Source organism: Pandoraea sp. XJJ-1, from assembly GCF_026802345.1.
GTDB lineage: Bacteria > Pseudomonadota > Gammaproteobacteria > Burkholderiales > Burkholderiaceae > Pandoraea > Pandoraea cepalis.
The window spans coordinates 4,165,851-4,188,354 of record NZ_CP113827.1 but is presented as its reverse complement, the minus strand read 5'-3'; the positions used below and the strand labels follow the sequence as shown (position 1 = coordinate 4,188,354).

At 63.9% G+C, this 22,504-nt stretch carries 22 protein-coding genes; 8 read left to right on the top strand and 14 right to left on the bottom strand.

All coding sequences use genetic code 11. From position 1 onward, the window contains the following. Window positions 1-87: 87 nt before the first annotated feature. The 3 genes from OYT13_RS19255 to leuC all read right to left on the bottom strand — a co-directional run bounded on the left by OYT13_RS19255 (window position 88) and on the right by leuC (window position 3,515). Window positions 88-1,410, bottom strand: a complete 1,323-nt coding sequence (locus OYT13_RS19255) for a 2-hydroxycarboxylate transporter family protein (protein WP_268566834.1) — start codon at window positions 1,408-1,410, stop codon at window positions 88-90. 61 nt (window positions 1,411-1,471) lie between these two features. Then, on the bottom strand, window positions 1,472-2,110 hold the full coding sequence (gene leuD, locus OYT13_RS19250) for a 3-isopropylmalate dehydratase small subunit (RefSeq protein ID WP_268566833.1): 639 nt from the start codon (window positions 2,108-2,110) through the stop codon (window positions 1,472-1,474). Beyond that, the gene (leuC, locus tag OYT13_RS19245; protein ID WP_268566832.1) at window positions 2,103-3,515 is read right to left on the bottom strand and encodes a 3-isopropylmalate dehydratase large subunit; all 1,413 of its coding nucleotides are present in this window, start codon (window positions 3,513-3,515) and stop codon (window positions 2,103-2,105) included. Before leuC ends, leuD begins: the two co-directional genes overlap by 8 nt. A 116-nt stretch (window positions 3,516-3,631) precedes the next feature. Between leuC and OYT13_RS19240 the strand changes: the two genes are divergently transcribed. Beyond that, complete coding sequence (locus OYT13_RS19240; RefSeq protein ID WP_268566831.1) at window positions 3,632-4,540, top strand: LysR family transcriptional regulator; 909 nt, start codon at window positions 3,632-3,634, stop codon at window positions 4,538-4,540. A gap of 89 nt (window positions 4,541-4,629) precedes the next feature. On the opposite strand, the gene OYT13_RS19235 is transcribed toward OYT13_RS19240, so the two are convergent. From OYT13_RS19235 to OYT13_RS19220, 4 genes are all read right to left on the bottom strand, one after another. Continuing rightward, window positions 4,630-5,046, bottom strand: coding sequence for a VOC family protein (locus OYT13_RS19235; protein WP_017232806.1), 417 nt, complete (start codon window positions 5,044-5,046; stop codon window positions 4,630-4,632). Then, window positions 5,043-5,570 (bottom strand): helix-turn-helix domain-containing protein, encoded by a 528-nt coding sequence (locus OYT13_RS19230; protein WP_268567904.1) that lies wholly within the window; start codon window positions 5,568-5,570, stop codon window positions 5,043-5,045. Before OYT13_RS19230 ends, OYT13_RS19235 begins: the two co-directional genes overlap by 4 nt. Window positions 5,571-5,698: 128 nt before the next feature. Continuing rightward, on the bottom strand, window positions 5,699-6,973 hold the full coding sequence (locus tag OYT13_RS19225) for an autotransporter strand-loop-strand O-heptosyltransferase (RefSeq protein WP_268566830.1): 1,275 nt from the start codon (window positions 6,971-6,973) through the stop codon (window positions 5,699-5,701). A gap of 218 nt (window positions 6,974-7,191) precedes the next feature. Further along, window positions 7,192-8,154, bottom strand: coding sequence for a LysR family transcriptional regulator (locus tag OYT13_RS19220; protein WP_026131747.1), 963 nt, complete (start codon window positions 8,152-8,154; stop codon window positions 7,192-7,194). A 205-nt stretch (window positions 8,155-8,359) separates the two neighbouring features. Between OYT13_RS19220 and OYT13_RS19215 the strand changes: the two genes are divergently transcribed. Continuing rightward, window positions 8,360-10,648 carry an NADP-dependent malic enzyme gene (locus tag OYT13_RS19215; protein ID WP_017232812.1) on the top strand — a complete coding sequence of 763 codons (2,289 nt, stop codon included), beginning with the start codon at window positions 8,360-8,362 and terminating at the stop codon, window positions 10,646-10,648. A 141-nt stretch (window positions 10,649-10,789) separates the two neighbouring features. Here OYT13_RS19215 and OYT13_RS19210 read toward each other — a convergent pair whose 3' ends face one another. Both OYT13_RS19210 and OYT13_RS19205 read right to left on the bottom strand, forming a co-directional pair. Further along, a complete protein-coding gene (locus OYT13_RS19210) occupies window positions 10,790-11,194 on the bottom strand; it encodes a YXWGXW repeat-containing protein (RefSeq protein WP_017232813.1) in 405 nt (134 codons plus the stop codon). A 209-nt stretch (window positions 11,195-11,403) separates the two neighbouring features. Beyond that, window positions 11,404-11,805: a tautomerase family protein gene (locus OYT13_RS19205; RefSeq protein ID WP_268566829.1), complete on the bottom strand. Its 402-nt coding sequence runs from the start codon at window positions 11,803-11,805 to the stop codon at window positions 11,404-11,406. 129 nt (window positions 11,806-11,934) lie between these two features. On the opposite strand from OYT13_RS19205, the gene OYT13_RS19200 reads away from it, so the two are divergent. Then, window positions 11,935-12,822: a LysR family transcriptional regulator gene (locus OYT13_RS19200; RefSeq protein WP_039830025.1), complete on the top strand. Its 888-nt coding sequence runs from the start codon at window positions 11,935-11,937 to the stop codon at window positions 12,820-12,822. On the opposite strand, the gene OYT13_RS19195 is transcribed toward OYT13_RS19200, so the two are convergent. Next, window positions 12,809-13,678, bottom strand: coding sequence for an MBL fold metallo-hydrolase (locus tag OYT13_RS19195; RefSeq protein ID WP_268566828.1), 870 nt, complete (start codon window positions 13,676-13,678; stop codon window positions 12,809-12,811). The genes OYT13_RS19200 and OYT13_RS19195 overlap by 14 nt on opposite strands. A 109-nt stretch (window positions 13,679-13,787) precedes the next feature. Between OYT13_RS19195 and OYT13_RS19190 the strand changes: the two genes are divergently transcribed. The 3 genes from OYT13_RS19190 to OYT13_RS19180 are packed head-to-tail and all read left to right on the top strand — an operon-like array spanning window position 13,788 to window position 15,039. Then, complete coding sequence (locus OYT13_RS19190; protein ID WP_268566827.1) at window positions 13,788-14,150, top strand: ArsR/SmtB family transcription factor; 363 nt, start codon at window positions 13,788-13,790, stop codon at window positions 14,148-14,150. A 23-nt stretch (window positions 14,151-14,173) separates the two neighbouring features. Further along, the gene (locus OYT13_RS19185; RefSeq protein ID WP_017232818.1) at window positions 14,174-14,620 is read left to right on the top strand and encodes a YeeE/YedE family protein; all 447 of its coding nucleotides are present in this window, start codon (window positions 14,174-14,176) and stop codon (window positions 14,618-14,620) included. Beyond that, window positions 14,617-15,039 carry a DUF6691 family protein gene (locus OYT13_RS19180; RefSeq protein WP_017232819.1) on the top strand — a complete coding sequence of 141 codons (423 nt, stop codon included), beginning with the start codon at window positions 14,617-14,619 and terminating at the stop codon, window positions 15,037-15,039. Before OYT13_RS19185 ends, OYT13_RS19180 begins: the two co-directional genes overlap by 4 nt. Before the next feature lie 10 nt (window positions 15,040-15,049). Here OYT13_RS19180 and OYT13_RS19175 read toward each other — a convergent pair whose 3' ends face one another. Together OYT13_RS19175 and OYT13_RS19170 are read right to left on the bottom strand one after the other, a co-directional pair. Beyond that, the gene (locus OYT13_RS19175; RefSeq protein WP_268567903.1) at window positions 15,050-16,384 is read right to left on the bottom strand and encodes an MFS transporter; all 1,335 of its coding nucleotides are present in this window, start codon (window positions 16,382-16,384) and stop codon (window positions 15,050-15,052) included. Between the two features lie 123 nt (window positions 16,385-16,507). Then, complete coding sequence (locus OYT13_RS19170) at window positions 16,508-17,116, bottom strand: GNAT family N-acetyltransferase (protein WP_268566826.1); 609 nt, start codon at window positions 17,114-17,116, stop codon at window positions 16,508-16,510. A gap of 774 nt (window positions 17,117-17,890) precedes the next feature. Between OYT13_RS19170 and OYT13_RS19165 the strand changes: the two genes are divergently transcribed. After that, the gene (locus OYT13_RS19165; RefSeq protein WP_017232823.1) at window positions 17,891-18,181 is read left to right on the top strand and encodes an H-NS histone family protein; all 291 of its coding nucleotides are present in this window, start codon (window positions 17,891-17,893) and stop codon (window positions 18,179-18,181) included. Window positions 18,182-18,466: 285 nt separating this feature from the next. Here OYT13_RS19165 and OYT13_RS19160 read toward each other — a convergent pair whose 3' ends face one another. Further along, the gene (locus OYT13_RS19160; protein WP_017232824.1) at window positions 18,467-19,741 is read right to left on the bottom strand and encodes an ATP-binding protein; all 1,275 of its coding nucleotides are present in this window, start codon (window positions 19,739-19,741) and stop codon (window positions 18,467-18,469) included. A gap of 121 nt (window positions 19,742-19,862) precedes the next feature. Beyond that, window positions 19,863-20,582: a response regulator gene (locus OYT13_RS19155; protein WP_017232825.1), complete on the bottom strand. Its 720-nt coding sequence runs from the start codon at window positions 20,580-20,582 to the stop codon at window positions 19,863-19,865. A 529-nt stretch (window positions 20,583-21,111) separates the two neighbouring features. Here OYT13_RS19155 and OYT13_RS19150 point away from each other — a divergent pair. Continuing rightward, the gene (locus OYT13_RS19150; protein WP_268566825.1) at window positions 21,112-22,464 is read left to right on the top strand and encodes an MdtA/MuxA family multidrug efflux RND transporter periplasmic adaptor subunit; all 1,353 of its coding nucleotides are present in this window, start codon (window positions 21,112-21,114) and stop codon (window positions 22,462-22,464) included. Window positions 22,465-22,504: the final 40 nt, after the last annotated feature.

The window sequence follows — 22,504 nt, the reverse complement described above, 5'->3', positions numbered from 1 at the left end:
CAAATCACGGCGGTCCAGCGCAGCACATCATCTGGCACCCTTCCGACTCGCGCGCGAACCGGCAGGGTGCCGCGCCGCATGACGGCGTCAATGCCAGAACTTCATGAGCAACGTCGCGATCACGACCATGCCGGCGCCGCCAATGCGCGTCGAGATCTGTGCGAACGGCATGAGGCCCATGCGATCCGACGACGACAGGATGGCAACGTCCCCCGTGCCGCCAAGTCCGCTATGGCAGGCGGTGACGATGGCCGACTCGACCGGGAACATCTTCAGCCACATGCCGACCACGAATCCGGAGGCGACCATGGCGATGACGGTCACGGCACAGATGACGAAGTAGGCCGTCGAGAATGCGCCGACGAGTTTGTCCCACGACACGAACAACGTGCCCAGCCCCACCAGGATCGCGAACGTGAGGTTCGTCGACATGAACTTGTACATCTGATAGGCGCCGGTCTCCATCTTGGCGGGGATCACGCGGGCGACCTTCAGCACAGCGGCCGCGACGATCATCAACACCGGGCCGGGGATGCCGGTGATGGGTGCCAGCAGCCCGCCCAGAATGAACAGCGTGCAAGCGAGCAGCAAGCCCAGCCCCATCAGCGGCAGGTCAAGCGCAGGCTCGTCGCTCTGGCCGTCGAGCAAGGCGCGGTCCTCGCCGCTGCGCACGAGCGTGCCGCGCCCGTTGTATTGCGTGTGCTTTTCGCCGAAGCGTTTCAGCAAGCCGGCACACAGGATCGCCACGACGTTGCCAATGAGTGCGGCGGGCACCATGGTCGCAATCAGGTGGCCTTGTGTCTGCCCGGTGATCTCTGCATAACCAATGGACAGGGGCAGGATGCCTTCACCAATGCCGCCACCGAGAATCGGCATCACGATATAGAAGAACGTATGCCACGGGCTGAGTCCGAAGCATAAGCCCGCCAGACAGCCCGCCGCGATGGCGGCGAGCGTGCCGATGAGCAACGGCACGAACATTCTCAGAAAGCCCTGGATCAGGATCTTCCGCTTCATCCCGAGCATGCTGCCCGCCACGAGGCAGGCGATGTACAGGTACTGCAGATTCGCCGTCTTCATCGTGACTTTGATGGCCGTGAGGATGGGGGCGTCCATCAGCCCGTAGCCGAGCAGCGCGGACGGCACGAACAGGCAGAAGATGGCGGGCCCGCCAATGTGCTTGACAAGCGGTATCGCACCGCCGATCTGACCGAGGAGCATGCCCGCGATCATCAGCACGGCAAAGCCGCCGATCATGTCGGGCGGCAACCGGCCCGTTGCCGCCGCGAGACCCGTGATCAGTGCGATCGCGACGAACATCGGCAACGGCATGCCGCCGACTGTGAACTTCGACACCAATGATTGATTCGCGAGCGCGGTCGCGCCCGGCTGTGCTGCATGGCTTTCCATGGGTTGTCTCCTGAAATGTCGTGGTACGAGCCTTGGGGGTGGGCGCTCGGGGCGCCTCTTTTCAGGCAGCGCGTTGCTGCTTGGGCAGATCGATCTTCATCCACGGGTTATCGGCGTCATGACGCGCCTCGAACGCCGCGATCATGTCGCGCTCGCGCAGCGTCATGCCGATCATGTCGAGTCCCTCCACGAACATGCGCTTCTGACGCGGGGGCAAGTCGAAGCCGAATTCGGCGCCGCCGGCCGTCACGACGCACTGACGTTCGACATCGATCGTCAAAGCGCTTTGCGCCGGATCGCTGACTCTCTCGGTGAGCGTCCTCACGATGTGATGATCGAGCACGATCAACAGCAGGCGGTTGTTGAGCGCATTGAAGTAGAAGATCTCGCCGAAGCTCGGGGCGATGACGGCTTCGATGCCAGCCTGCTGCAAGCTCCATACCGCATGTTCGCGACTGGAGCCGCAGCCGAAATTGGTCCCGGCGATGAGAATTCGCGCGTCCCGATAGGCGGGTTGGTTCAGCACAAACGTGGTGTTGGGCGAACCGTCGGCGTTCGTGCGCAAGTCATACAGCACGCCGCGCGCCAGGCCGGCTTTGTCTATGCCCAGCAGAAACTGCTTGGGGATGATCTGATCGGTGTCGAGGTTGTTGAGCGGCAGCGGCGCGGCGGTGCCGGCGATTCGGGTGTGATTAGCCATAAGTGATTTCCTTTCGAACGTCCACGATGCGTCCGGCCAGAGCGGCCGCGGCCGCCATCGCGGGACTCATCAGATGCGTGCGGGCGCCGCGACCCTGGCGTCCTTCGAAGTTGCGATTGGTGGTGGAGGCACACCGTTGTCCGGGTTTGAGAATGTCGTCGTTCATCGCCAGACACATGGAGCATCCGGGCTGGCGCCATTCGAAACCGGCAGCCGTCAGTACGTCGGCGATGCCTTCGCGCTCGGCCTGATCCCGGACGCGTCCGGAGCCGGGTACCACCATCGCGCGTACCGTCGACGCCACCTGGCGTCCCCGGACGATATCGGCGACAGCGCGAAGATCCTCGATGCGCGCGTTGGTGCACGACCCGATGAACACATGGTCGATCGGCAGGCCGTCCAGCGACTGCCCGGCGTCCAGGCCCATGTAGCGGAGCGCCTTTGCGGCGTCATGCCGGTCGGCTTCGTTGTCCGACAGCGCGGGAATCTGGGCCGTGATCCCAATGGCTTGATCGGGGCTCGTGCCCCAGGTGACGAACGGCGCCACGTCGCGCGCATCGAAATCGAAGGTGACGTCGAAGGCCGCATCGTCGTCGGAGCGAAGTTGCGGCCAGCGTGTGAGCGCTTCGTTGAGGACCTCGGGGGCGAGATCCTTGACGCGCTCGGCGACGTATTGCACGGTGGTCGCATCGGGCGCGATGAGCGCGCCACGGGCGCCCGCCTCGACGGTCATGTTGCACAACGTCATGCGCGCTTCCGCGGACAGCGCCCGGATGGCGGTGCCGGTGTATTCCACGACGTAGCCGCGTGCGCCTTGCGCGCCGATCCGCGAGATGAGGTGGAGCACCAGATCCTTCGACGTGATGCCGTGGGCGAGCGTGCCGTCGACATGGATGCGCATGTCGCCCGCAACACGGTAAATCAGCGTTTGGGTGGCGAGCACGTGCTCGACTTCCGAGGTGCCGATACCGAACCCCAACGCGCCCAGTGCGCCGTAGGTGGTGGTGTGGCTGTCGCCGCAGAGCACGACCATGCCTGGACGAATCAGGCCGATTTCCGGCGCGACGACGTGCTCGATCCCTTGCTCCGGGTCGTTGATGTCGAACAGATGGATGCCGTGCTTCTCACAATTGCGCGTGAAGTTGGCGGCTTGATGGGCCGCCGCATCGATCGCGATGGTGCGCTTGTTGACCGGCACCGGATGCGTCGGGATCACGTGATCCACGATGCCCATCTGTTTCTCCGGACAGCGCACCGACAAGCCCTTCTCGCCGAGCCCGGCGAAGGCCTGAGGGCTCGTATATTCATTCATGATGTGCAGGTCGGCGTAGAGCGCGACGTGCTGAGCATCGACCTCGAAGACCGTATGGCTTCGCACGATTTTTTGGTAAAGCGTCTGTCCCATGGGGTACTCCACGAAAGGGGGCGGCTGTCGAATTCGCAACCTTGCGTGCAGTCTAATTTGTTCATAGAATCGCAAAATGCATATTTATTTAACCTATTTTTAAGTTTAGTTTAATAATGGATGCGATCGCGGATCTCGAGTTCTTTGCACGTCTGGTGACGATGGGCAGCCTGTCGGCGCTGGCGCGGGATCTGGGCGTCACCCCGCCTGCGATCAGTGCGCGGTTGCGTCAGTTGGAGCAACGGCTAGGCGTCAAGCTGCTCAATCGCACCACGCGCCGGCTGGCGATGACACACGAGGGGGAGTTGTATCTCGGCACCGGATCGAAGCTTCTGGAACAGGTGCAGGAGTTGGAGCGCATGGTGTCGAGCAGCCGCGATTTGCCGCGCGGACTGCTGAAAGTCAATGCGACCTTCGGATTTGGTCGGCGGCACGTGGTCCCGGCGCTCTCGGCATTTCGCGGGCAGTACCCGGATGTGGAGGTTCAGCTCGATTTGACGGATCGTCCGATGAATCTGGCCGAGTATGCGTTCGATGTCGGCATTCGATTCGGCGAGTTGCCGGACCAGCGCGTCGTGGGGCGGCGAATTGCCGAAAATCGCCGTTTTGTCTGTGCGTCCCCCCAATACCTCGCGCGTCACGGTGTGCCTGAGGTGCCGGACGATCTTCGCAATCACCTGTGCATCGTCTTGCGGGAAAACGACACGGCCTATGGCACCTGGCACTTCACCAAGGGTAAGCGTCATGAACTGGTCAAGGTGCACGGCACGATGAGCAGCAACGACGGCGAAGCGACGCTGCGGTGGGCGCTCGACGGTCACGGCGTGGCGGTTCGATCCGAATGGGACGTGCAATCGGCGCTCGCCGCCAACGCGCTCACGCGCTTGTTGAGCGATTGGACGCTACCTTCCGCCGACATCTATGCCATCTACCCCGAGCGACTGAATCTGTCGGCCAAAGTGCGGATTTTCGTCGAGTTCATGGAGCAGTATCTGGCGCGGGCGTTGGCGCCGGCGACCCCATAGGCGTACAGCGGCCACCGCCGGCGCGTGGGCGTTTCGGCGGCGGCCGGATTGATGGTGTCACGTCGAACAGCGACGCCAACACGGGCGACTCATTGACCGTCCGGCGCGGCTTGAATCATCTTCCACCCGTTGCCGGCCGGGTCGCGAAAGCCCGCGTCGACACTGCCGTAGCGCTCGACCGGCGCCTGCGTGAACTCGACGCCGCCGGCTTTCAGTCTGGCGTAGCTTTCCTGGCAGTCCGATACGTGAAGTACCAGTGGCGGCATGGCACCCTTGGCGACCATCGCCCGCAACGTTTGCGCGGTCGCGTCGTCGTGGATGGGCGGGCCAGGGGTGAACAGGCCGAGCTGGAACGAGGGCTGGTCCGGATGCTGGACTGTCAGCCAACGGTACGGCCCGTTGCGCACGTCTGTGTGAACACGGAATCCGAGCTTCTCGACGTAAAACGCGAGGGCTTCATCCTGATCGTCGACGTACACACCGACCACTTGAATGCCTGGCTTCATAAGACCTCCTTGGTTGATGGAGGGACTGTACCTTGGGTTGCGCGGCGGCGCTTCTCCAAAACTGCGATCTTGAGATCGGGCCGCTGCGCCGCTTTCAGGACGCATGCGGGAACACGATCCAGGCAGTTGGGCGCAGTGGTCCGTGCCGACGCTCGGACGGCGCTCGGGCTTTGTCCATTGATGTCGCGAAAGATGCGGCCGAACGTGCCTACGCTCTCCCAGCCGGTGGCGAAGGCAATGTCGGTGATGCTCAGATCGGTGTCGCGCAACAGCGTGTTGGCCTGCTCGATGCGCCGTGTCAGCAGGTAGCGATGCGGAGGAATACCGAAGGCTCGCTTGAACGAGCGCGCGAAGTGCGCTTCGGAAGTGCCGCTGATCGCGGCCAGGCGCTTGACGGGCCAGGCCTCGTGCGAGGCCGAGTCCATGCGGTCTTTGGCGCGCAGCAGACGCCGCAGCAAGGCCGGGTCTTCCAACGGCGCGGTGTCGGCCGATTCGGCGCACGGAGCCGAAGACGGGGCTGGCATCGAGTCACGACGGCATTCGCGAGGGGCCATGAGTTCCAACGGCACAGACGAGATCCGCCTAGTTTAGGCGAAACACGGGGCCTCGTAGCGACGGACTCGACGATCGACGTGCGGCCCACGACGGCCAGTCAGCGCGACAGGCGCATGCCTTCGACGTCAGGCACGCGATCCAGCGCGGCCAACACATATTCCGGGCGAATCTCCCGCGTGCACTCGAACGCGCGCGGCGTGTCGCGATGCCGTGGGCACCAGTGAAAGTCGTCGTGGTTGAAGCGCAGCGCCGGGTCGTGCCAGCAGCCGGTGCAGACGTCGCGCGCACTCACCCGGTAGGGCGTGGCGAACTCGTTGTGCGGCAGGGTGAAACCCGAGATCAGCACCGTAGGCGTGCCCATCGTCCAAGCGAGCCACGACAGTCCGCTCGACAAGCCGATAAAGGCACTCGCGTGCATCAGCCAGCGCGCGCGTTCGGTCAACGGCAGGTCGCCCGTGGCATCGATCGCGCCCGCCGGGATCGACTGCCAGAAATCCCCCTTGCCGTGCCGCGCCTTCTGATCGATGCACACGACCTGCATACCGCGTTCTCGCAGTCCGGCCACCACCGCATCCCATCCCCCCGGCCGATTCCAGTATTTGCATTGCGCGGTACTTTGCACGGCGATGCAGACGTAAGGTGCCGCCATCGGCCGCGACGCGTCCGGCAGCACCGTCTTCGCGCGCGCCTCGGCATCGTCTACGCCAAGAATGTGCGCCGCGGTGCGATGTAGCCCTGTCGCGCGGAAGTCGCGCGGTTGTTTCACGCGTGCCACGTCGTCGAAAAACAGGCCGATGTTGTACGTCGCGTAATACTTGCGTCGCTCCACCTTGTCCTGCGGGACGAAATCGACGTCCGGATACGCGTCGCGGAACAGCGACGCCACGGCCGGGGTAACGACACAGGCCAGACGGCACCCGTGCACTTGTGCAAAACGCAGCGCATAAGGCAGCCAGCCGAGCACATCGCCCAGGGCGGCCAATGGAAACTGGACCAGTACCGCCTGCTCGCGTGCATCGTAACGATGCGCAAAGACCTCCACGTCGTTCAGCCAGATCGTGATGCCATAGCGCACAAAATACTTGGCCGGGCTGCGCACGACGCCCGAGGAGAGGGAGACATCGGCCAGCGTGCTGTCGTCTCGCAGGTCGCTGATCCGCACGCGCCACGGCAGCGGCTGACCGAAATCGGGAATGACCACGCGTGCGCCGTCATTGAAATCGAAGCGCAGGCCGGCCGGGCCGACTTGCGTGGGCAGCAGGGCCGGCGACAGGAAAATCTGGTGCGGTGAGGGCGCAAACGGCGTGACTGCCGGCGAAGGGTCGGCGGGTGCAGTATCGGAGTGAGGCGGGGCGGGCATGGCATGGGTCATGCCCGACACCATACGCCGGACATAGCGCGAGCGATTGCGCGGCGAACGAGCGGAAAAGGGTCTATTTCTGGAAATTGGCTGGTTTTGGCGTCCAAAGGCCTTTCAGACCCTTTCGGTAATCCGTCCGGCAACGGGCCCGCAGACCCATTCGACGACGCCAAGCCCGGTCCATGGCGCCACTCGAACGCAACCGTAACCGGGGCCGCAGCGGCAAACGCTCATGCCGCGCCAGCCACCACCTGGTACTGCGCGCGCAGCGCCTGCGTGAACAGACGATGCGTCTCGCGCGGATTTTCCCGGCGCGTGAACATCGCCACCGGCGGCAGCGTCCATGTGAGCGACCAGGGTACGATCGCCACGCCGGCGATACGCACCAGCTCCTCGGCAATGTCTGCCGGCAACAGCGACACCGCGCGCTCGCTGCTGGCGAGCAACTCCCCCGTCAGCCGCGACGAGAAGCTCTCGACCACCGGCACCGGCGGTACCACGCCCGCGTGCAGGAACAGATCGGATAACTGGTCGCGCATCGGTGTGTGGGGCGCGCCCATCACCCAGTCGAGTTCGGCGAGCTGCGCCCACACCGGGGCGCTTCGTCCGAGCCGGGCGGCCAGACGGCGGTTGGCGACAACGCGCGGCATCTGGTGATGCAGCACTTCGAATTGCACCTGTGTCAGGTCGAGGCCGGCGCCCGCGCGTCCGATCACCACGTCGAGCGAGTGGTCGCGCAGTTGCGCCATCAGTGATTCGCTGGTGCCTTCATGGAGGGTGACGGTCAGTCGCTGGGGGATCTCGGCGAGCGTTTGCTGAATCGCGGCAGCCAGCGTCTTGCCGGAGATGTAGGGAATCACGCCCACCTGCAGTCGCGCCGCGTGTCCGGCCATCACGGCCTCGATGTCGCGGGTCAGGTGATCCAGGTCGTGCACCATCGCTTGCGCACGGGCGAGAACGACGTCGCCGAGCGGCGTGGGCGTCATGCCGCGCGGCGTGCGGTCGAACAGCGGGCCACCGAGCATGCTTTCCAGCTCCGCGAGGGCACTGGTGACCGCCGGCTGACTCGTCGCCATATGTTCGGCCACTCGCGTGAGCGAGCCGTGCTGCTGAATTTGCAGCAGCAGCACGAGATGACGCATCTTGAGCCGAGTGGTCAACCGCCGGACCACTTCCCCCGTGTCGAAAGGCACCGCCCCCATCTGTCCCCAATCCCCTGAAACCCCCGATGCTCCGGGCTTATAACGAAAACATGATGCCCCCATAGTAATTCAGAATCGTCCCCCGCTGGCGGCTGCCTAGAATGGCCTCACCTCTGATGCGCCAGGGCGGTAACCGTCTCCAGAATGGTCCGCGGCGCAAGGCAGAGCCGAGACATCGACCGAGGACGACACCCCCATGAGCCAAAGTAACGATCACCAGGCCGCCCTGGAATATCACCAGTTCCCGACCCCGGGCAAGATTTCCGTGACGGCCAGCAAGCCGCTCGTCACGCAGCGCGATCTGGCGCTCGCCTACACCCCGGGCGTCGCCATCCCGTGCCAGGAAATTGCCGCCGATCCCGCGCAGTCGTTCAAGTACACCGGTCGCGGCAATCTGGTCGGCGTGATCACGAACGGCACGGCCGTGCTGGGTCTGGGCAACATCGGCGCACTGGCCTCCAAGCCGGTGATGGAAGGCAAGGCCGTCCTCTTCAAGAAATTCGCCGGCATCGATGTGTTCGACATCGAAATCACCGAGAGCGACCCGGACAAGCTGGTCGAGATCATCGCGAGTCTCGAAGCCACGTTCGGGGGTATCAACCTCGAAGACATCAAGGCCCCGGAGTGCTTCACCGTTGAGCGCAAGCTGCGTGAACGGATGAAGATCCCCGTCTTCCACGACGATCAGCACGGCACCGCCATCACCGTTTGCGCCGCGTTTATCAACGGCTTGAAGGTCGTAGGCAAGGACATCCGCGAAGTCAAGGTCGTGACCTCGGGCGCCGGCGCCGCCGCGCTTGCCTGTCTGGACCTGATGGTCGACCTGGGCCTGCCCGTCGAGAATGTCTGGGCAACCGACATCGACGGCGTGGTCTACGAAGGCCGCACGGTGGGCATGGACCCGGACAAAGCGCGCTTCGCGCAGCCGACCGACAAGCGCACGCTCGCGGAAGTGATCGAGGGCGCCGACGTGTTCATCGGGCTGTCCGCCGGCGGCGTGCTCAAGCCGGCAATGCTGGGGACGATGGCGGCGCGTCCGCTGATTCTGGCGCTCGCCAACCCGACGCCGGAAATCTTCCCGGAAGAAGCGCGCGCCGCGCGCGACGACGTGGTGCTCGCCACCGGCCGTTCGGACTTCCCGAACCAGGTCAACAACGTGCTGTGCTTCCCGTATATCTTCCGCGGCGCGCTCGACGTGGGGGCGACCACGATTACGCGCAACATGGAAATCGCCGCCGTGCACGCGATTGCCGCGCTGGCCCAGGAAGAGCCGAACGACTCCGTGGCAACCGCCTACGGCGCGTATGACCTGTCGTTCGGGCCGGAGTACCTGATTCCGAAGCCGTTTGATTCGCGTTTGATCGTGCGCATTGCGCCGGCCGTGGCGCGCGCCGCCATGGAAGATGGCGTGGCCACGCGCCCGATCGCCGACTTCGACGCGTATGCCGATCAGTTGCAACAGTTCGTGTATCACTCGGGCGCGTTCATGAAGCCGATCTTTTCGGCGGCCAAGCAACTCGTGCGCGACGGCGGCAAGTCGCGCATCGTGTTCGCGGAAGGCGAGGAAGAGCGCGTGCTGCGTGCCGTGCAGGTGATCGTCGACGAAAAGCTGGCGCGTCCGATCCTGGTGGGCCGCCCGGAAGTGCTGCTCGCGCGCATCGAGAAGTTCGGTCTGCGCCTGCGTCTGGGCGAGGATGTCGAGGTGACCAATCCTTACTACGACGAGCGCTTCCACCAGTACTGGACCAACTACTGGGAGCTGCGTTGCCGTGACGGCATCACGAAGGAAATGGCGCGTGTCGAGATGCGCCGCCGTCTCACGCTGATCGGCGCGATGATGGTGCGCCTGGGCGATGCAGACGGCATGATTTGCGGCACCGTGGGCGCGTATCACGACCACCTGCGCTTCGTCGACGAAGTCATCGGCAAGCAGCCGGGCGCGAATACTTACGCGGCGATGAACATCCTGCTGCTCGACAAGCGCACCGTGGCGCTCGTGGACACGCACGTCAACGATGACCCGACGGCCGAGCAGATCGCCGAGTTCACGATGGCCGCCGCCAAGCAGATGTCGTGGCTGAACCTGAACCCGAAGGTCGCGCTGCTCTCGCGTTCGAATTTCGGCTCGGGCAGCGCCGCGTCGGGAACGAAGATGCGTCGAGTATTGGAGATGGTCAAGGCGCAGGCGCCGGAGTTGGAGATCGACGGCGAAATGCACGGCGACTGCGCGCTCGATGAAGGTCTGCGCAGCCGCATTCTGCCGCAGTCGCGGTTGAAGGGCGCGGCGAACCTGCTGGTGTGCCCGAACGTCGATTCGGGCAACATTGCCTACAACCTGCTCAAGACGGGCGCGGGCAGCAACGTGGCGGTAGGACCGTTCCTGTTGGGTGTCGGAGCACCGGTCAACGTGCTGACGTCGAGCTCCACCGTGCGACGCATCATCAACATGACGGCGCTGACCGTTATTCAAGCCAATCGCGACTGACGACTACACGGGGGGCACGCTTGGGGAGAATTTCCTGGGTGTGACACCCGTCACGGCCCCGGCCGGTCCGGCAGACGTATCGATCCGATACGCTGCCGGCCACGCCGGGGCTTTTTTCGTTTTCAAGCCTCGCGGCCCGAATCAGTTGCGGTGGTCGCGGCCGTGATCTCGGCCGTCGTGGCCATGGCCGCGGCCATGATCGTGGTCGTCACGACGATCCGGTCCCCGGCCGCGATCACCGCGATCCCAGCCGCCGCGACTCAGTGCCCAGCCGTTCGGGCCTTGATGCCAGGCCGGCGCGCGATACGCGTAGCCCGGACGGTCACGTTCCCAGTGACCGCCGCGCCACTCATGGCGATGGCCGTCCCAGTCCCAGAAACCCGGCGCCCAAACATATCCGACGCGCGGCGGCGGCATCGGCTCATAGCGCGGCGCCGGCGGCGCGCCGATGTTGATGGACACGCCCACCTGTGCATGGGCCGGGGCGGTGGCAATGCCCCCGAGCGTCGCGGTAACGAGGACAACGGTCAGCGTCAGTTTTTTCATGATGGCTCCCTTTGAGTTCGATTTTTGGGTACGTCTTCATCGTACGAGGAGCCGCGTCTGCCGCGAAGCGAATAGTCGTAAAAAAGTGTTGGAATTGTTTCGTTTTGTTTGTCGAAACGTGACGTGAAATGACGTAGCGCAAGCCGGAGCTTTGCATCGCCTGGCAGACGCTCGGGAGCGCCTCGCCAGTCAATGTGAGCGCCGAGGCGTCACGACTTCGACGCGTGCTGATGACGATATTCCTGCGTGCGTCCGCCGTAACCATAAGCCGCGCCGCGGGCATCGATCACGTGGATGTACGAGCACTCGTGCACGTTGCCGAGCAGGCCCGACAACGTTTCGAACACCTGAGCAATGAATTGCGCCTTTTCGGCCTTTGTATTCGTCTCGTCGGTCACGCTGATGTCCAGATGGAAGGCGTTTTTCCCTTGCTCCGAGAGGGGCGCTCCGCCGATGAACCAGCGCGTGTGCGGAATATAGTCGACGGTCACGGCGACGACCTCCGGCGCCTTGTGCAGCGTGTCGACGGTCAGTTGCGAGACCGCGCGAACGGCGTTGCGGGTGAGGGCGTCGTCGGGCGTGCCCGAGAGTTGCAGAACGATGTGCGGCATGGTGCGGCTCCCAAAGATTAAGCGGTGTTGAGTGATGTGAAGACAACGCCCTAAGTCTAGGGAGAGGATTGACATCGGAAAAGCGGGAATTTACGATTTGATCCATCGTTTTTGTCAATGGATAAATGCATGACGCCCGGTTTCGATTTCGATCAGTTGCGCACCTTCGTGGCGGTGGCCGAGGCGGGCAGTCTGTCGGCCGCCGCGCCGCGCGTGTTCCTGTCGCAGTCGTCAGTGAGCGAGCAGATTCGCAAGCTCGAAGTGCGCATCGGCGTGACGTTGTTCACGCGCGGCAAATTTGGCGTAAGCGCGACGCCGGCGGGCGAGCGGCTGCTCGGACACGCGCGGCAGTTGCTCGCGCAGTCCGAACGGGCGTGGCATGACGTGCGCGGATTCTCCCTCGCCGGCGAATTGCGGCTGGCGATCACAGACTACTTCCGTCCGGCCGAAGTCGCGCGCATGCTGCGGCATCTCGGCATGGCGTATCCGTCGCTGCGCATTCACGTCACGATTCTGAAAAGCGGGGAGATCGAGGCGGGCTATGACACGGGCGACTTCGACATCGGTCTGTCGATGCGCGTGCTCGGCAAGGCGCTCGCTCGCGAGGCGGTGGCCGGCACGCGCACGCTGGGGCGCGAGTCGCTCGAGTGGGTGGCATCGCCGGACCTCGTTCTGGCGGCCGGCGCGCCGCTACCGCTGCTGGTGCTGCCCGATAGCTGTGCGCTGCATCGCTTCACCACGCAATGGCTTGACGACCACCGTGTGCCCTTCACGATTGCGCACGTGGCCTCGGGCGTGGCGGGGCTGCAATTAGCGTTGAGCGCGGGGCTCGGGGTGGCGTGCCTGAATGCGTCGGCGTCGGGGCCGTCGCTTGCGCGTATCGAAACGTTGATGCCCGGGCGGCGCCTGCCCGCACTGCCGGACGCCGAATTTCATTTGCTTCCCGCGCGCCGTGGCGAGCCTGAGTGGGTCACGCACGCGCGCGATGCGTTGGCCGAGCAGCTTACAGCGCGTTGAGGGGGATCTTCAGATAGCGCGTGCCGTTGGCTTCCGGCGCCGGCATGTCGCCTGCACGGATGTTGACCTGTACGGCGGGCAGAATCAGCGTCGGCATCTCGAGCGTCTTGTCGCGGGCCTCACGCATGGCGACGAAGGTGTGCTCTTCGATGCCGTCGTGCACGTGGATGTTGGCGCGCCGTTGCTCGTCCACGGTCGTTTGCCAGTTCGCCGTGCGTCCGGCGGGCGGATAGTCGTGGCACATGAACAGACGCGTCGACGCCGGCAGCGCCAGCAGGCGGCGGATCGAGCGGAAGAGCGTGTGGGCATTGCCGCCGGGGAAGTCGCAGCGTGCCGTGCCGACATCGGGCATGAAGAGGGTGTCGCCGACAAACACGGCGTCGCCCACGCGATAGGCCATGTCCGCCGGCGTATGGCCGGGGACGAACATCGCTTCGGCCTGCAGCGCGCCAATGGCGAACGTCTCGCCGTCTTCGAACAAATGGTCGAATTGCGAGCCGTCGGGCGGCACGTCGGCGCCCAGATGGAACAGCGTCTTGAAGACGTGCTGCACCTCCCGGATGTGCGCGCCGATGGCAATGCGTCCGCCGACGCGTTCCTTGAGCCAGTGCGCTGCGGACAGGTGATCGGCGTGCGCATGCGTCTCAAGAATCCAGTCGACCGTGAGCTTGTGTGCGGCCACGAAGTCGAGCACGCGCTCAGCCGATTCCGTATGCGTTCGGCCGGCCTTGGGGTCGTAGTCGAGCACCGGATCGATGATGGCCGCGCGTGAGCCCGGCGCATCGAACACCACATAGGTCACCGTGGAGGTGGTGGTGTCGAAGAAGGCTTCGATGTTGGCGGGCGTGGCTGGCATGATCGGCTCCTGCATTAATTTATTAATTGATATATTATAGTCTAGTATAATGTTTATGGCGACGTGACCTCTCACCGCGCCGCAATGCTCTGAATGGTTCGATCCTGCCATGCCAAATGTGACTGCGCTATCCCCTGTCGAACGGGCCACGGCCTCCGCGGACACCGCGCCGCTGGATGTCGCACGGTTGCGCGCCGCCGCGTGCGATGCCACCGCGCTGCTGCGTGCGCTGGCCAACGAAGACCGTCTGCTGATCCTGTGCCAGCTCACACAGGGCGAACTGTCTGTGGGGGAACTGGAGGCGCAGCTCGACATTCGGCAACCGACACTCTCCCAGCAGCTCGCCGTGCTGCGTACCGAGTCGCTGGTGACGACCCGGCGTGACGGCAAACGTATCTACTATTCGGTCGCCGATGGCGCAGTGCTTGCCTTACTGGCATGCCTCTACGACCAGTTTTGTCCGAAATTCTGATTAATTGACGGGACGCTCCGCACATGACCCTCGATACCCTTCACTTCACCCCATGGACCGCGTTGGCCGGCGGTTTGCTCATTGGCGTTGCCGCCGTCTGGCTGATGCTGGCGACCGGGCGCATTGCAGGCATCTCCGGCATTGCCGGAGGCCTGTTGCGTCCTCGCGCCGGCGATGTGGGCTGGCGCATCGCCTTCGTCGTCGGGTTGATGGCAGCCCCTTGGGCGTACCGCGCCGTGGCCGTCGTGCCCGCGGCGCAGATCGACGCCAGTGCCGCGATGCTCGTGGCGGCGGGTGTGCTGGTCGGCTTCGGCACGCGACTCGGGTCGGGCTGTACGAGCGGCCACGGCGTGTGCGGCTTGTCGCGGCTGTCGTGGCGCTCGCTCGTCGCCACGCTGTGTTTCATGGCGATGGGTTTCCTGACCGTGTTCGTCGTGCGCCACGTACTCAATCTGGGAGGTGCGGCATGAAGAAGCTGCTTTTTGCGTTCATTGGCGGGCTCGTCTTCGGGCTGGGGCTGATACTTGCCGGGATGGCGAATCCGGCGAAAGTGCTGGGCTTTCTCGATTTGGCCGGCCGGTGGGATCCGTCGCTGGCGTTCGTGATGGGCGGGGCCATCGCGGTGGGGCTGGTCGGGTTCCGGCTGGCACGCTCGCAGGCACTGGCCTGGACGGGCGAGCCGCGTGCCTGGCCGGGGGCGAAAGGTTTGGACAAACGGTTGGTGCTCGGGGCGCTGACGTTCGGTGTCGGCTGGGGAATTGCCGGGATTTGCCCGGGACCTGCGTTGGTGCTGCTCGGCGCTGGTTCGGGCAAGGGACTGCTGTTCGTCGTCGCCATGATCGCCGGCATGGCGCTGCACGCGGTCATGACACGGGCCGACGCGAAGTAACGCGCGCGGCTCAGTGTTTTCTCGCCAACTCCGTGCCCGCGTCGGCAGCCAGTTGGCGGGTGACCGGAATCGATAGCCAGGAGAACAGGCCGATCACGAGGAACGCCGGCAGGAAATCGCGGGTGGTCAGGTGTTCGTGGCCGGCCAGCCGGCTGCTCGCCTGCAGCACCATTCCCGAAATCGTCACGCCCAGCCCCAGCGACAACTGCTGAACCACGCTCGCAAGACTGGTGGCTCGGCTGGCGTCGGCGCTGGCAATGTCGGCGTACACGATCGAATTGAGGCAAGTGAACTGCAGCGACGGGAAGAAGCCGCCGAACGCCACGACGGCAAGCATCACGATCACCGGCGTGTCATGCGAGAAGAATCCGTAAGACGACAGCGCCAGACCGGCCAACGCCGCATTGACGATCAGCACGCGGCGAAAACCGAATCGCGCGAGTACGCGCTGTGCAATCGCCTTCATGAAAATCGCCCCGAATGCCGACGCGCAGGTAATCATGCCGGATTCGAACGGATCCATGTGGAGCCCCTCCTGCAGCGCCAACGGCAGCAGAAACGGCACGGCCCCCAACCCGATGCGAAAGAGCGATCCGCCGACGACACTGGCGTGGAACGTCGGGATGCGCAGCAACCTGAGGTCGAGCAGAGGCGCTTGCACACGATTGGCATGGCGCCAGTAGGCATAGACAAAGAGGGCCCCCACGGCGCACAGGGTGACGACGAGGCTGCCGTCGATGTGGGGTTCGCCGATCATGGCCAGCCCGAGCATGAGCAGGCCGCTGCCGAGCGCGGAGAGGACGAAGCCCAGCGTGTCGAGGCGTCCGGCGTCGCCGCCGCGCTCGTTGTCGATGTATTTGCCCGCGAGGTAGATGCCGAGCAGGCTCACCGGAATGTTGACGAAGAAGATCCAGCGCCAGTGCAGATAGGCCGTGATCGCGCCGCCCAATGGCGGGCCGATGACCGGGCCGAGCAGCGCTGGCATCGTCAGGTAGCCGATGGCCTTGACCAGATCGTGCTTGGGCACCGCACGAAAGATGACGAGACGGCCGACCGGCACCATCATCGCGCCGCCCACGCCCTGCAGAAAGCGCGCGAACACGAACGTCGGCAGCGAAAACGACAGCGCGCAGAGAATCGAGCCGGCCATGAAGATGCCGATCGCCGTGCGGAAGACGTTGCGCGCGCCAAAGCGATCGGAGACCCAGCCGCAGATCGGAATGAAGATGCCGAGCCCGACCACGTAGGCGGTGAGCGCCATCTTCAGCGAAATCGGGTCTTGATGAAGATCTCGCGCCATGGCGGGCAGCGAGGTGGTGATCACCGTGGCGTCGATGTTCTCCATGAACAGGGCGCAAGCGATGATGAGCGGAATGATGACGGCGCGCGACACAATGGGGGAATGGCTGGCGCAAAGATTCGGATTGTCCCACGATTTAAGCGACTGCTTCAATCGCCGAGGCGACGCCTAGCGCTGGTTGGCCGCCAATTCGTCGGCGTTGAGCCGGTACAGCACGTGACGGCGCATTCGGTGGCCGGCCGGAATCAGCGGATGCAGAAAGTCTTCGTCGGGGCAATGGCGCATGCCGATGCGCGCCATGACCGCGCGCGAGCGAACGTTCGCGGGAACGGTGAACGACACCAGTGCTTCGAGGCCGAGCGTGTCGAACGCGAAATGTGCGGCGGCGAAGGCCGCCTCGGTCGCGTACCCTTTCGACCACCAGGCACGCGCCAGCCGCCAGCCGATCTCCACGGCCGGCGCGAAAGGGGCGTCGAAACCCACGCGCATCAGGCCGACGAATCCCGCGAACGGCGTCACGCCAGGGATTTCCAGCACCCAGGGACCATAGCCATGCGTCTCGATATGTTGGGCCAGCCGGTGCGCGACGGCGTCGCTCTGGGGCCGGTCGAGTGTCGTCGGAAAGTGGCGCATGACATCTCGATCGGCATTGAGCGCAGCGAAAAGTGGCAAATCCTCTGGTCGCCACTGACGCAAGACCGTGCGCTCGGTAGTGAGCGCGCGCGCGGGGGTACCGAACGGCGAATGCGAATCCTCAGCCAGCGTCGACGTGCTCATGCGCTCAAAATTCCGTTGAATTCGCCCGAATCCGAATGGCAAATCGCCGATTGTGACAATTCTGGATTGACTTAATTCGATTTGCGCGAACATTGTGTTCGTGCCCGTCAATATTGCCATACCTACCGTGATGCGCAGTAGCGTCAGGCGCGACGGTTCTATTGTACGAAAATGCGATCGACTCGGGAGATGGCATCGACGCACGCGTTTGGTGGCTACGATTCGAAAATCGAGGGTGACACCAATGGCACGTCCGAGACGACGTCCGGCGAATCGCATGGATCCGGGGGCCACTCGGGTTATCCGTGAATTACGGCGCTGGGATGCGAATAATCCGAATGAGTGAAGTCTTTCGAATCGCGGAACGATCGGATAGCGATTGAATGTTTGGGGAGCACCTATTGTCTGAGGCATCGAGCGATGATGCCATCTGCGTCGTCGGCGCCAAACATGGCCCGGCAAAAAAGCCTTACGAAAACTTGCAGGAGAAAGTGTGAACTTATCACGCCGCCTCGCGTCCACATCGCACGATGGCGGGAATGCTTTTGCGATTGCCGGCAATGGGGCACGCTAATGCCTCGATATCGACGAGGCCGATCTGATGATATTCCCGGAATCGCGCTCCGATTCTGTGCTTTGTCGGAAGCATCGATCGGACGATTCAATGCGATTTTGGCGTTTCCAGACTCATTCTCTGGAAATGCGGTTTTCAAATTATTAAAACTCGTGCTATTTTAAGTGGCGATCCATTTTAACAACCCAAGGACAGGCCAGATGGCAAGCTATAAAGAACTCGTCGCGCAGCGCGAAAAGATTGAAAAGCAAATCGAAGAGGCTCGGGCCCGTGAAGTCGCTCAGGTCATCGCTGAAGTCAAACAGAAGATTCAGGAATATGAACTGTCCGCCAAGGATCTGGGGCTTGTCGCAACCGATGGCCGTCGCCGTGCCGCGCGCGCCCAGATTGCGCCGAAGTACATGAATCCGGCCACGGGCGAAACGTGGTCGGGCCGTGGCCGCGCCCCGAAGTGGGTCGGCAAGAACAAAGAGAAATTCCTGATCAAGTAATTCGCTGACCCAATCCGAACCGGTACTGCCGGTCACATGTCACGGTGGTCGGGGAGCCACCATCGCTGCGCCGCGGTCACGTCCGCGGCGGCGAGCGTTGGCCGCCGTGTCCCTGTGCGCACTAGCGCAGCCATCCAGTCGTCGCATTGCCCCCAACCCGGATCGTCTGGCTGTGGCTTGATGTGATGCCGTGCCGTAAAGGACAGAACCCGCCGTTCGTACACCGACGGCGGGTTTTTTATGGTGTGTGCCGTGTATCCGGCACGCGTCGTACGCAGAGTCCGCTTATTCCGAGCCCGGATTTTCCGGCGGAAACATCAGCGTGACCTGTAAGCCGCCGGTAGGCCGATTGCTGAACGATACGCGTCCGCCCAGTTGCTGGGTGAGCTTATCGACAATGGCGAGACCGAGCCCGCAATGCGCATTGCCGCCGCGAGCCGGGTCAAGCCGGACGAACGGCCGCACGATGCGATTGATGTCTTCATTGGCAATGCCCGGGCCGCTGTCTTCGATCACGAGACGCCATCCGCTCGCGTCGTGTGACGTGCGAATCGCGAGCGGCGCCTGTCCGTACGTCACCGCGTTATCGAGCAGGTTGTTTACGATGCGCTCGAGATAGGTCTGCCTGAGCTTGAAGCCCGGACCGGCCTGAAGATCCAGTTCGATGGCATAACCTTGATCGAGGAACGGGGCGACCAGTGCGGGAATGCGGGCTTCCACCGGCGACGTCGCACTTTCCATTTCGATCCCCCGGGCAAACAGCAGGAACTGATCGACGATGCGAGTCATCGATTCGGCGTCGCGTGTAATGCCCTCGCTCATCTGGGCGTCGTCGAGCATTTCGGCACGCAGACGTAACCGTGCAAGCGGCGTTTTCAGATCGTGGGCAATGCCGGCAAGCATGGTGTTGCGCTCCCGGTCGGTTTGCACGATGTCGTGGCTCATGCGATTGAAGCGCTCGGTCAGTTGACGCAACTCCAACGGGCCGCGCTCCTTGACCTGGGTGCGAATGCGATGGGTGGCGAGTTGCTCGGCGGCGGCGGCCATGTCCCGCACCGGCCGCTGCAATTGCCACGCCGCGAACAACGCAAAGATGACGGTAATGCCGAGGACTGCGGCCAGACCCGGCAAAATCATGGCCGTGCCTGGCGGATTACGCACGGACAGCACCGGCGTGGCGATCCAGTAGTCGCGGCCCGGCAGGCGGGCCCAGATGCGAGGCGGTGGCGTGCGCTCCACGCGCAACTGCGTGCCCGCGGGAAGGCGCCGGGCGAGTTCGGTCGTCAGGCGGGCGGTCTTGCTGGCGGCCTCGAAGACGTCGCCATGCGCGAACGAGACCGGCACGACCTGCACGAGATCCGGCAATGTGAGCGTCGAGCTGCCGTCGTGCACTTCGGCCGCCGCCTTGATGATGAAGGCCATTTGCTCAGCGGCATTTTGCACACGCGTCTCATCGTGATCGCTGCGCAGGATCGTGAGATATGAGAAATGGCTGATGACCAGCGCTGCGATGATGAGTAGCGCGAGCCGGCCAAATAAAGTGTCGAAACGGCCTTTCATGCAGGGCTCTGCCTGTGGGCTGGGGTAAGCAGTATCGGCAGCATGCCGGCGTCCTTGTCAGACGGGGAGGTGACGTCGTCGAACAGGGCGACGACGCAGCGTTGTGTCCGGCGCCGGGCCATCAACCGGTGGCCATGTCGGCGCGTTGACCGTCGGGAACGAAGATGTAACCGCGCCCGCGCACGGTCTGGATGAAGCGCGGGCTCTGCGCGTCTTCGTCGAGCAGTCGGCGCAGGCGCCAGATCTGCACGTCGATGCCGCGATCGTTGACATCGCTGTCCGCGCCGTAGAGCAGTTCGATGATGCGCTCGCGCGAGAGCACCTGCATCGCGTGGTTTACCAGCAGGCGCAACAAGCCGTATTCGCCGTCCGAGAGCGTGAGCAACTGCGCATCGCGGGTGAGCGTGCGGCTGCGGAAGTCGAGCACGAACGGGCCGAATGTATAGTTCTCGCGCTGCTCGGGCACCGCGGCATCGGGCTGCTTGCGACGGCGCAACACGGCATTGATCCGGGCGAGCAGCTCGCGCGGACTGAACGGCTTGCCGAGATAGTCGTCGGCACCGATTTCCAGTCCGACGATGCGGTCGATCTCGTCGCTGCGCGCGGTGAGCAGGATCACCGGCACATCGTCGTTGCGCGCGCGCAGGTCCCGCAGGGCGGTGAGGCCATCGACCTTGGGCATCATCAGGTCAAGCACGATCAGCGACGGACGCTCACGCTCCAGGCGTGCGGCCAATCCGTCGCCGTCATGCATCACCGCCACCGAGAAGCCGTGGCGGCTCAGGTATTCGCGCAGCAGATCACGCAGATCGGGATCGTCGTCGACAACAAGAATCTTCATATTCGTTCGGACAGGGAGTGTTGTCATGATAGTGGCCTCCCCGCGCGCCTTGACGCGGGTATTGTTTCCAGACATTACAGCATTGGTCACCCGTAACGTTGCGTAATAATAGAGCCAGCGCCGGTGATACACGAAATTCGTCCCCATCGCATAAGGTTCGATCTAACCGGCAAGCCACCCTGCCGGTGGCCGATTCCGCACACCCAGTCGTACGTCTCGCGTTGCGAGAGCGCTGCGATAAGGCAATGCAGCGCATCGCGACGCGCGGTGCCAACGCTGTCATGCGAACCATCGCGCGCGCGGCCGGTCTTTCCTTTGCCGCGCCAAGCGCGATTCCCCTTGGGGAAAGCGGGTGTAATCAGCCGTCCTATCGGGCTTCGACAACGGTCTGCTATGCTGATTGGCCGGATCTGGCGTGAGGCAAGGCCCCCGGGGTTGACGGACGCTTTGCTGCGCCGCGGCACTCGATCGCAAGACCATCGTCCACACGGGACGAATCCACCTACCACTGCGCTGTAATGAGGAAGTCATGACCGAGCACGGTCCCCACGGTTCCGAACCACCGAACGGTTCTGATCGGCCCGCACCCGCCACTGCCGGCACGCAACGCGACACCGGGCCAGCCCCTGTGGCTTCTGGCACGCGCCGCTGGCTCGTGCCCGCCGTGATCGGACTGATCGTCGTGCTCATCGCCGGAGGTGTTTATTACCGCCTGCATTCCCAAAGTGCGCAAGGTCCTGCTCAAGCGGGCGGGCGTCGCGGCGCAGCGCCGGGCGGCATGGCGGGTGCGGGTGCACCCGCCACGCCGGTGACGGCGGTCGAGGCGAAGACGGGCGACCTGCCGGTCTTCCTCAACGGGCTGGGCACCGTCACGCCCACGCGCAGTGTGACCGTGCATTCGCGTGTCGACGGACAGCTCATGAAGGTGCACTTCAAGGAAGGCGACATCGTCAAGGAAGGCCAGTTGCTCGCCGAAATCGATCCGCGTGCGTTCCAGGTACAGGTCACCCAGATGGAGGGCCAACTCGCCCGCGACCAGGCGTTGCTCAAAAATGCGCAACTCGACCTCGCCCGTTACGAGACACTGCTCAAGCAGGATTCGATCGCCGCGCAGACCGTGGACACTCAGCGTGCGCTCGTCAAGCAGTACGAAGGAACCGTCAAATCCGACGAGGGGCAGCTCGGCAACGCCCGCCTGCAACTGAACTATGCCAGCGTGATCGCGCCGGTGTCGGGGCTCGCGGGGCTGCGCCAGGTCGATCCGGGCAACATCATTCACGCGTCGGACACCAACGGCATCGTCATCATCAACGAGGTGACGCCGATTACCGTCGTCTACACGATTCCCGAGGACAACCTGTCGAAGGTCCTCAAACGCTCGCGAGACGGGGAGACGCTGCCCGTGGAAGCCTTCGACCGCGCCGGCAAGGTGAAGCTGGCCACCGGCAGGCTCGCCTCCATCGACAACCAGATCGACACGACAACCGGCACCGTCAAGCTCAAGGCCGAATTCGCCAATCGCGATGGCTTGTTGTTTCCGAACCAGTTCGTCAACGTGAAGATGCTCGTCGACACGCTCAAGGGCGCCACGCTGATTCCGAGCGCCGCGGTACAGCGCGGCACGCAGGGCAGTTTCGTCTACACGGTGCAGCCGGATCAGACGGTCAAGCTCAAGACCGTGAAGCTCGGACCGACCGACGGCACCAACGTCGCGGTGGAGTCTGGCATCGCGCCCGGCGAGAAGCTCGTGATCGACGGCATGGACAAGCTGCGCGACGGCGCCAAGGTCGAGGTGATCACGGCCGCGAGCCGTGCGGCGGCCGTTGCGCCGCCCGCGCCGGGGGACAAGCGCAACGGCGGTCATCGCCGTCCGGCGCAATAGGGCGGTCTCGCGTGACGTCGCACGACCTCCCGCGTCCACG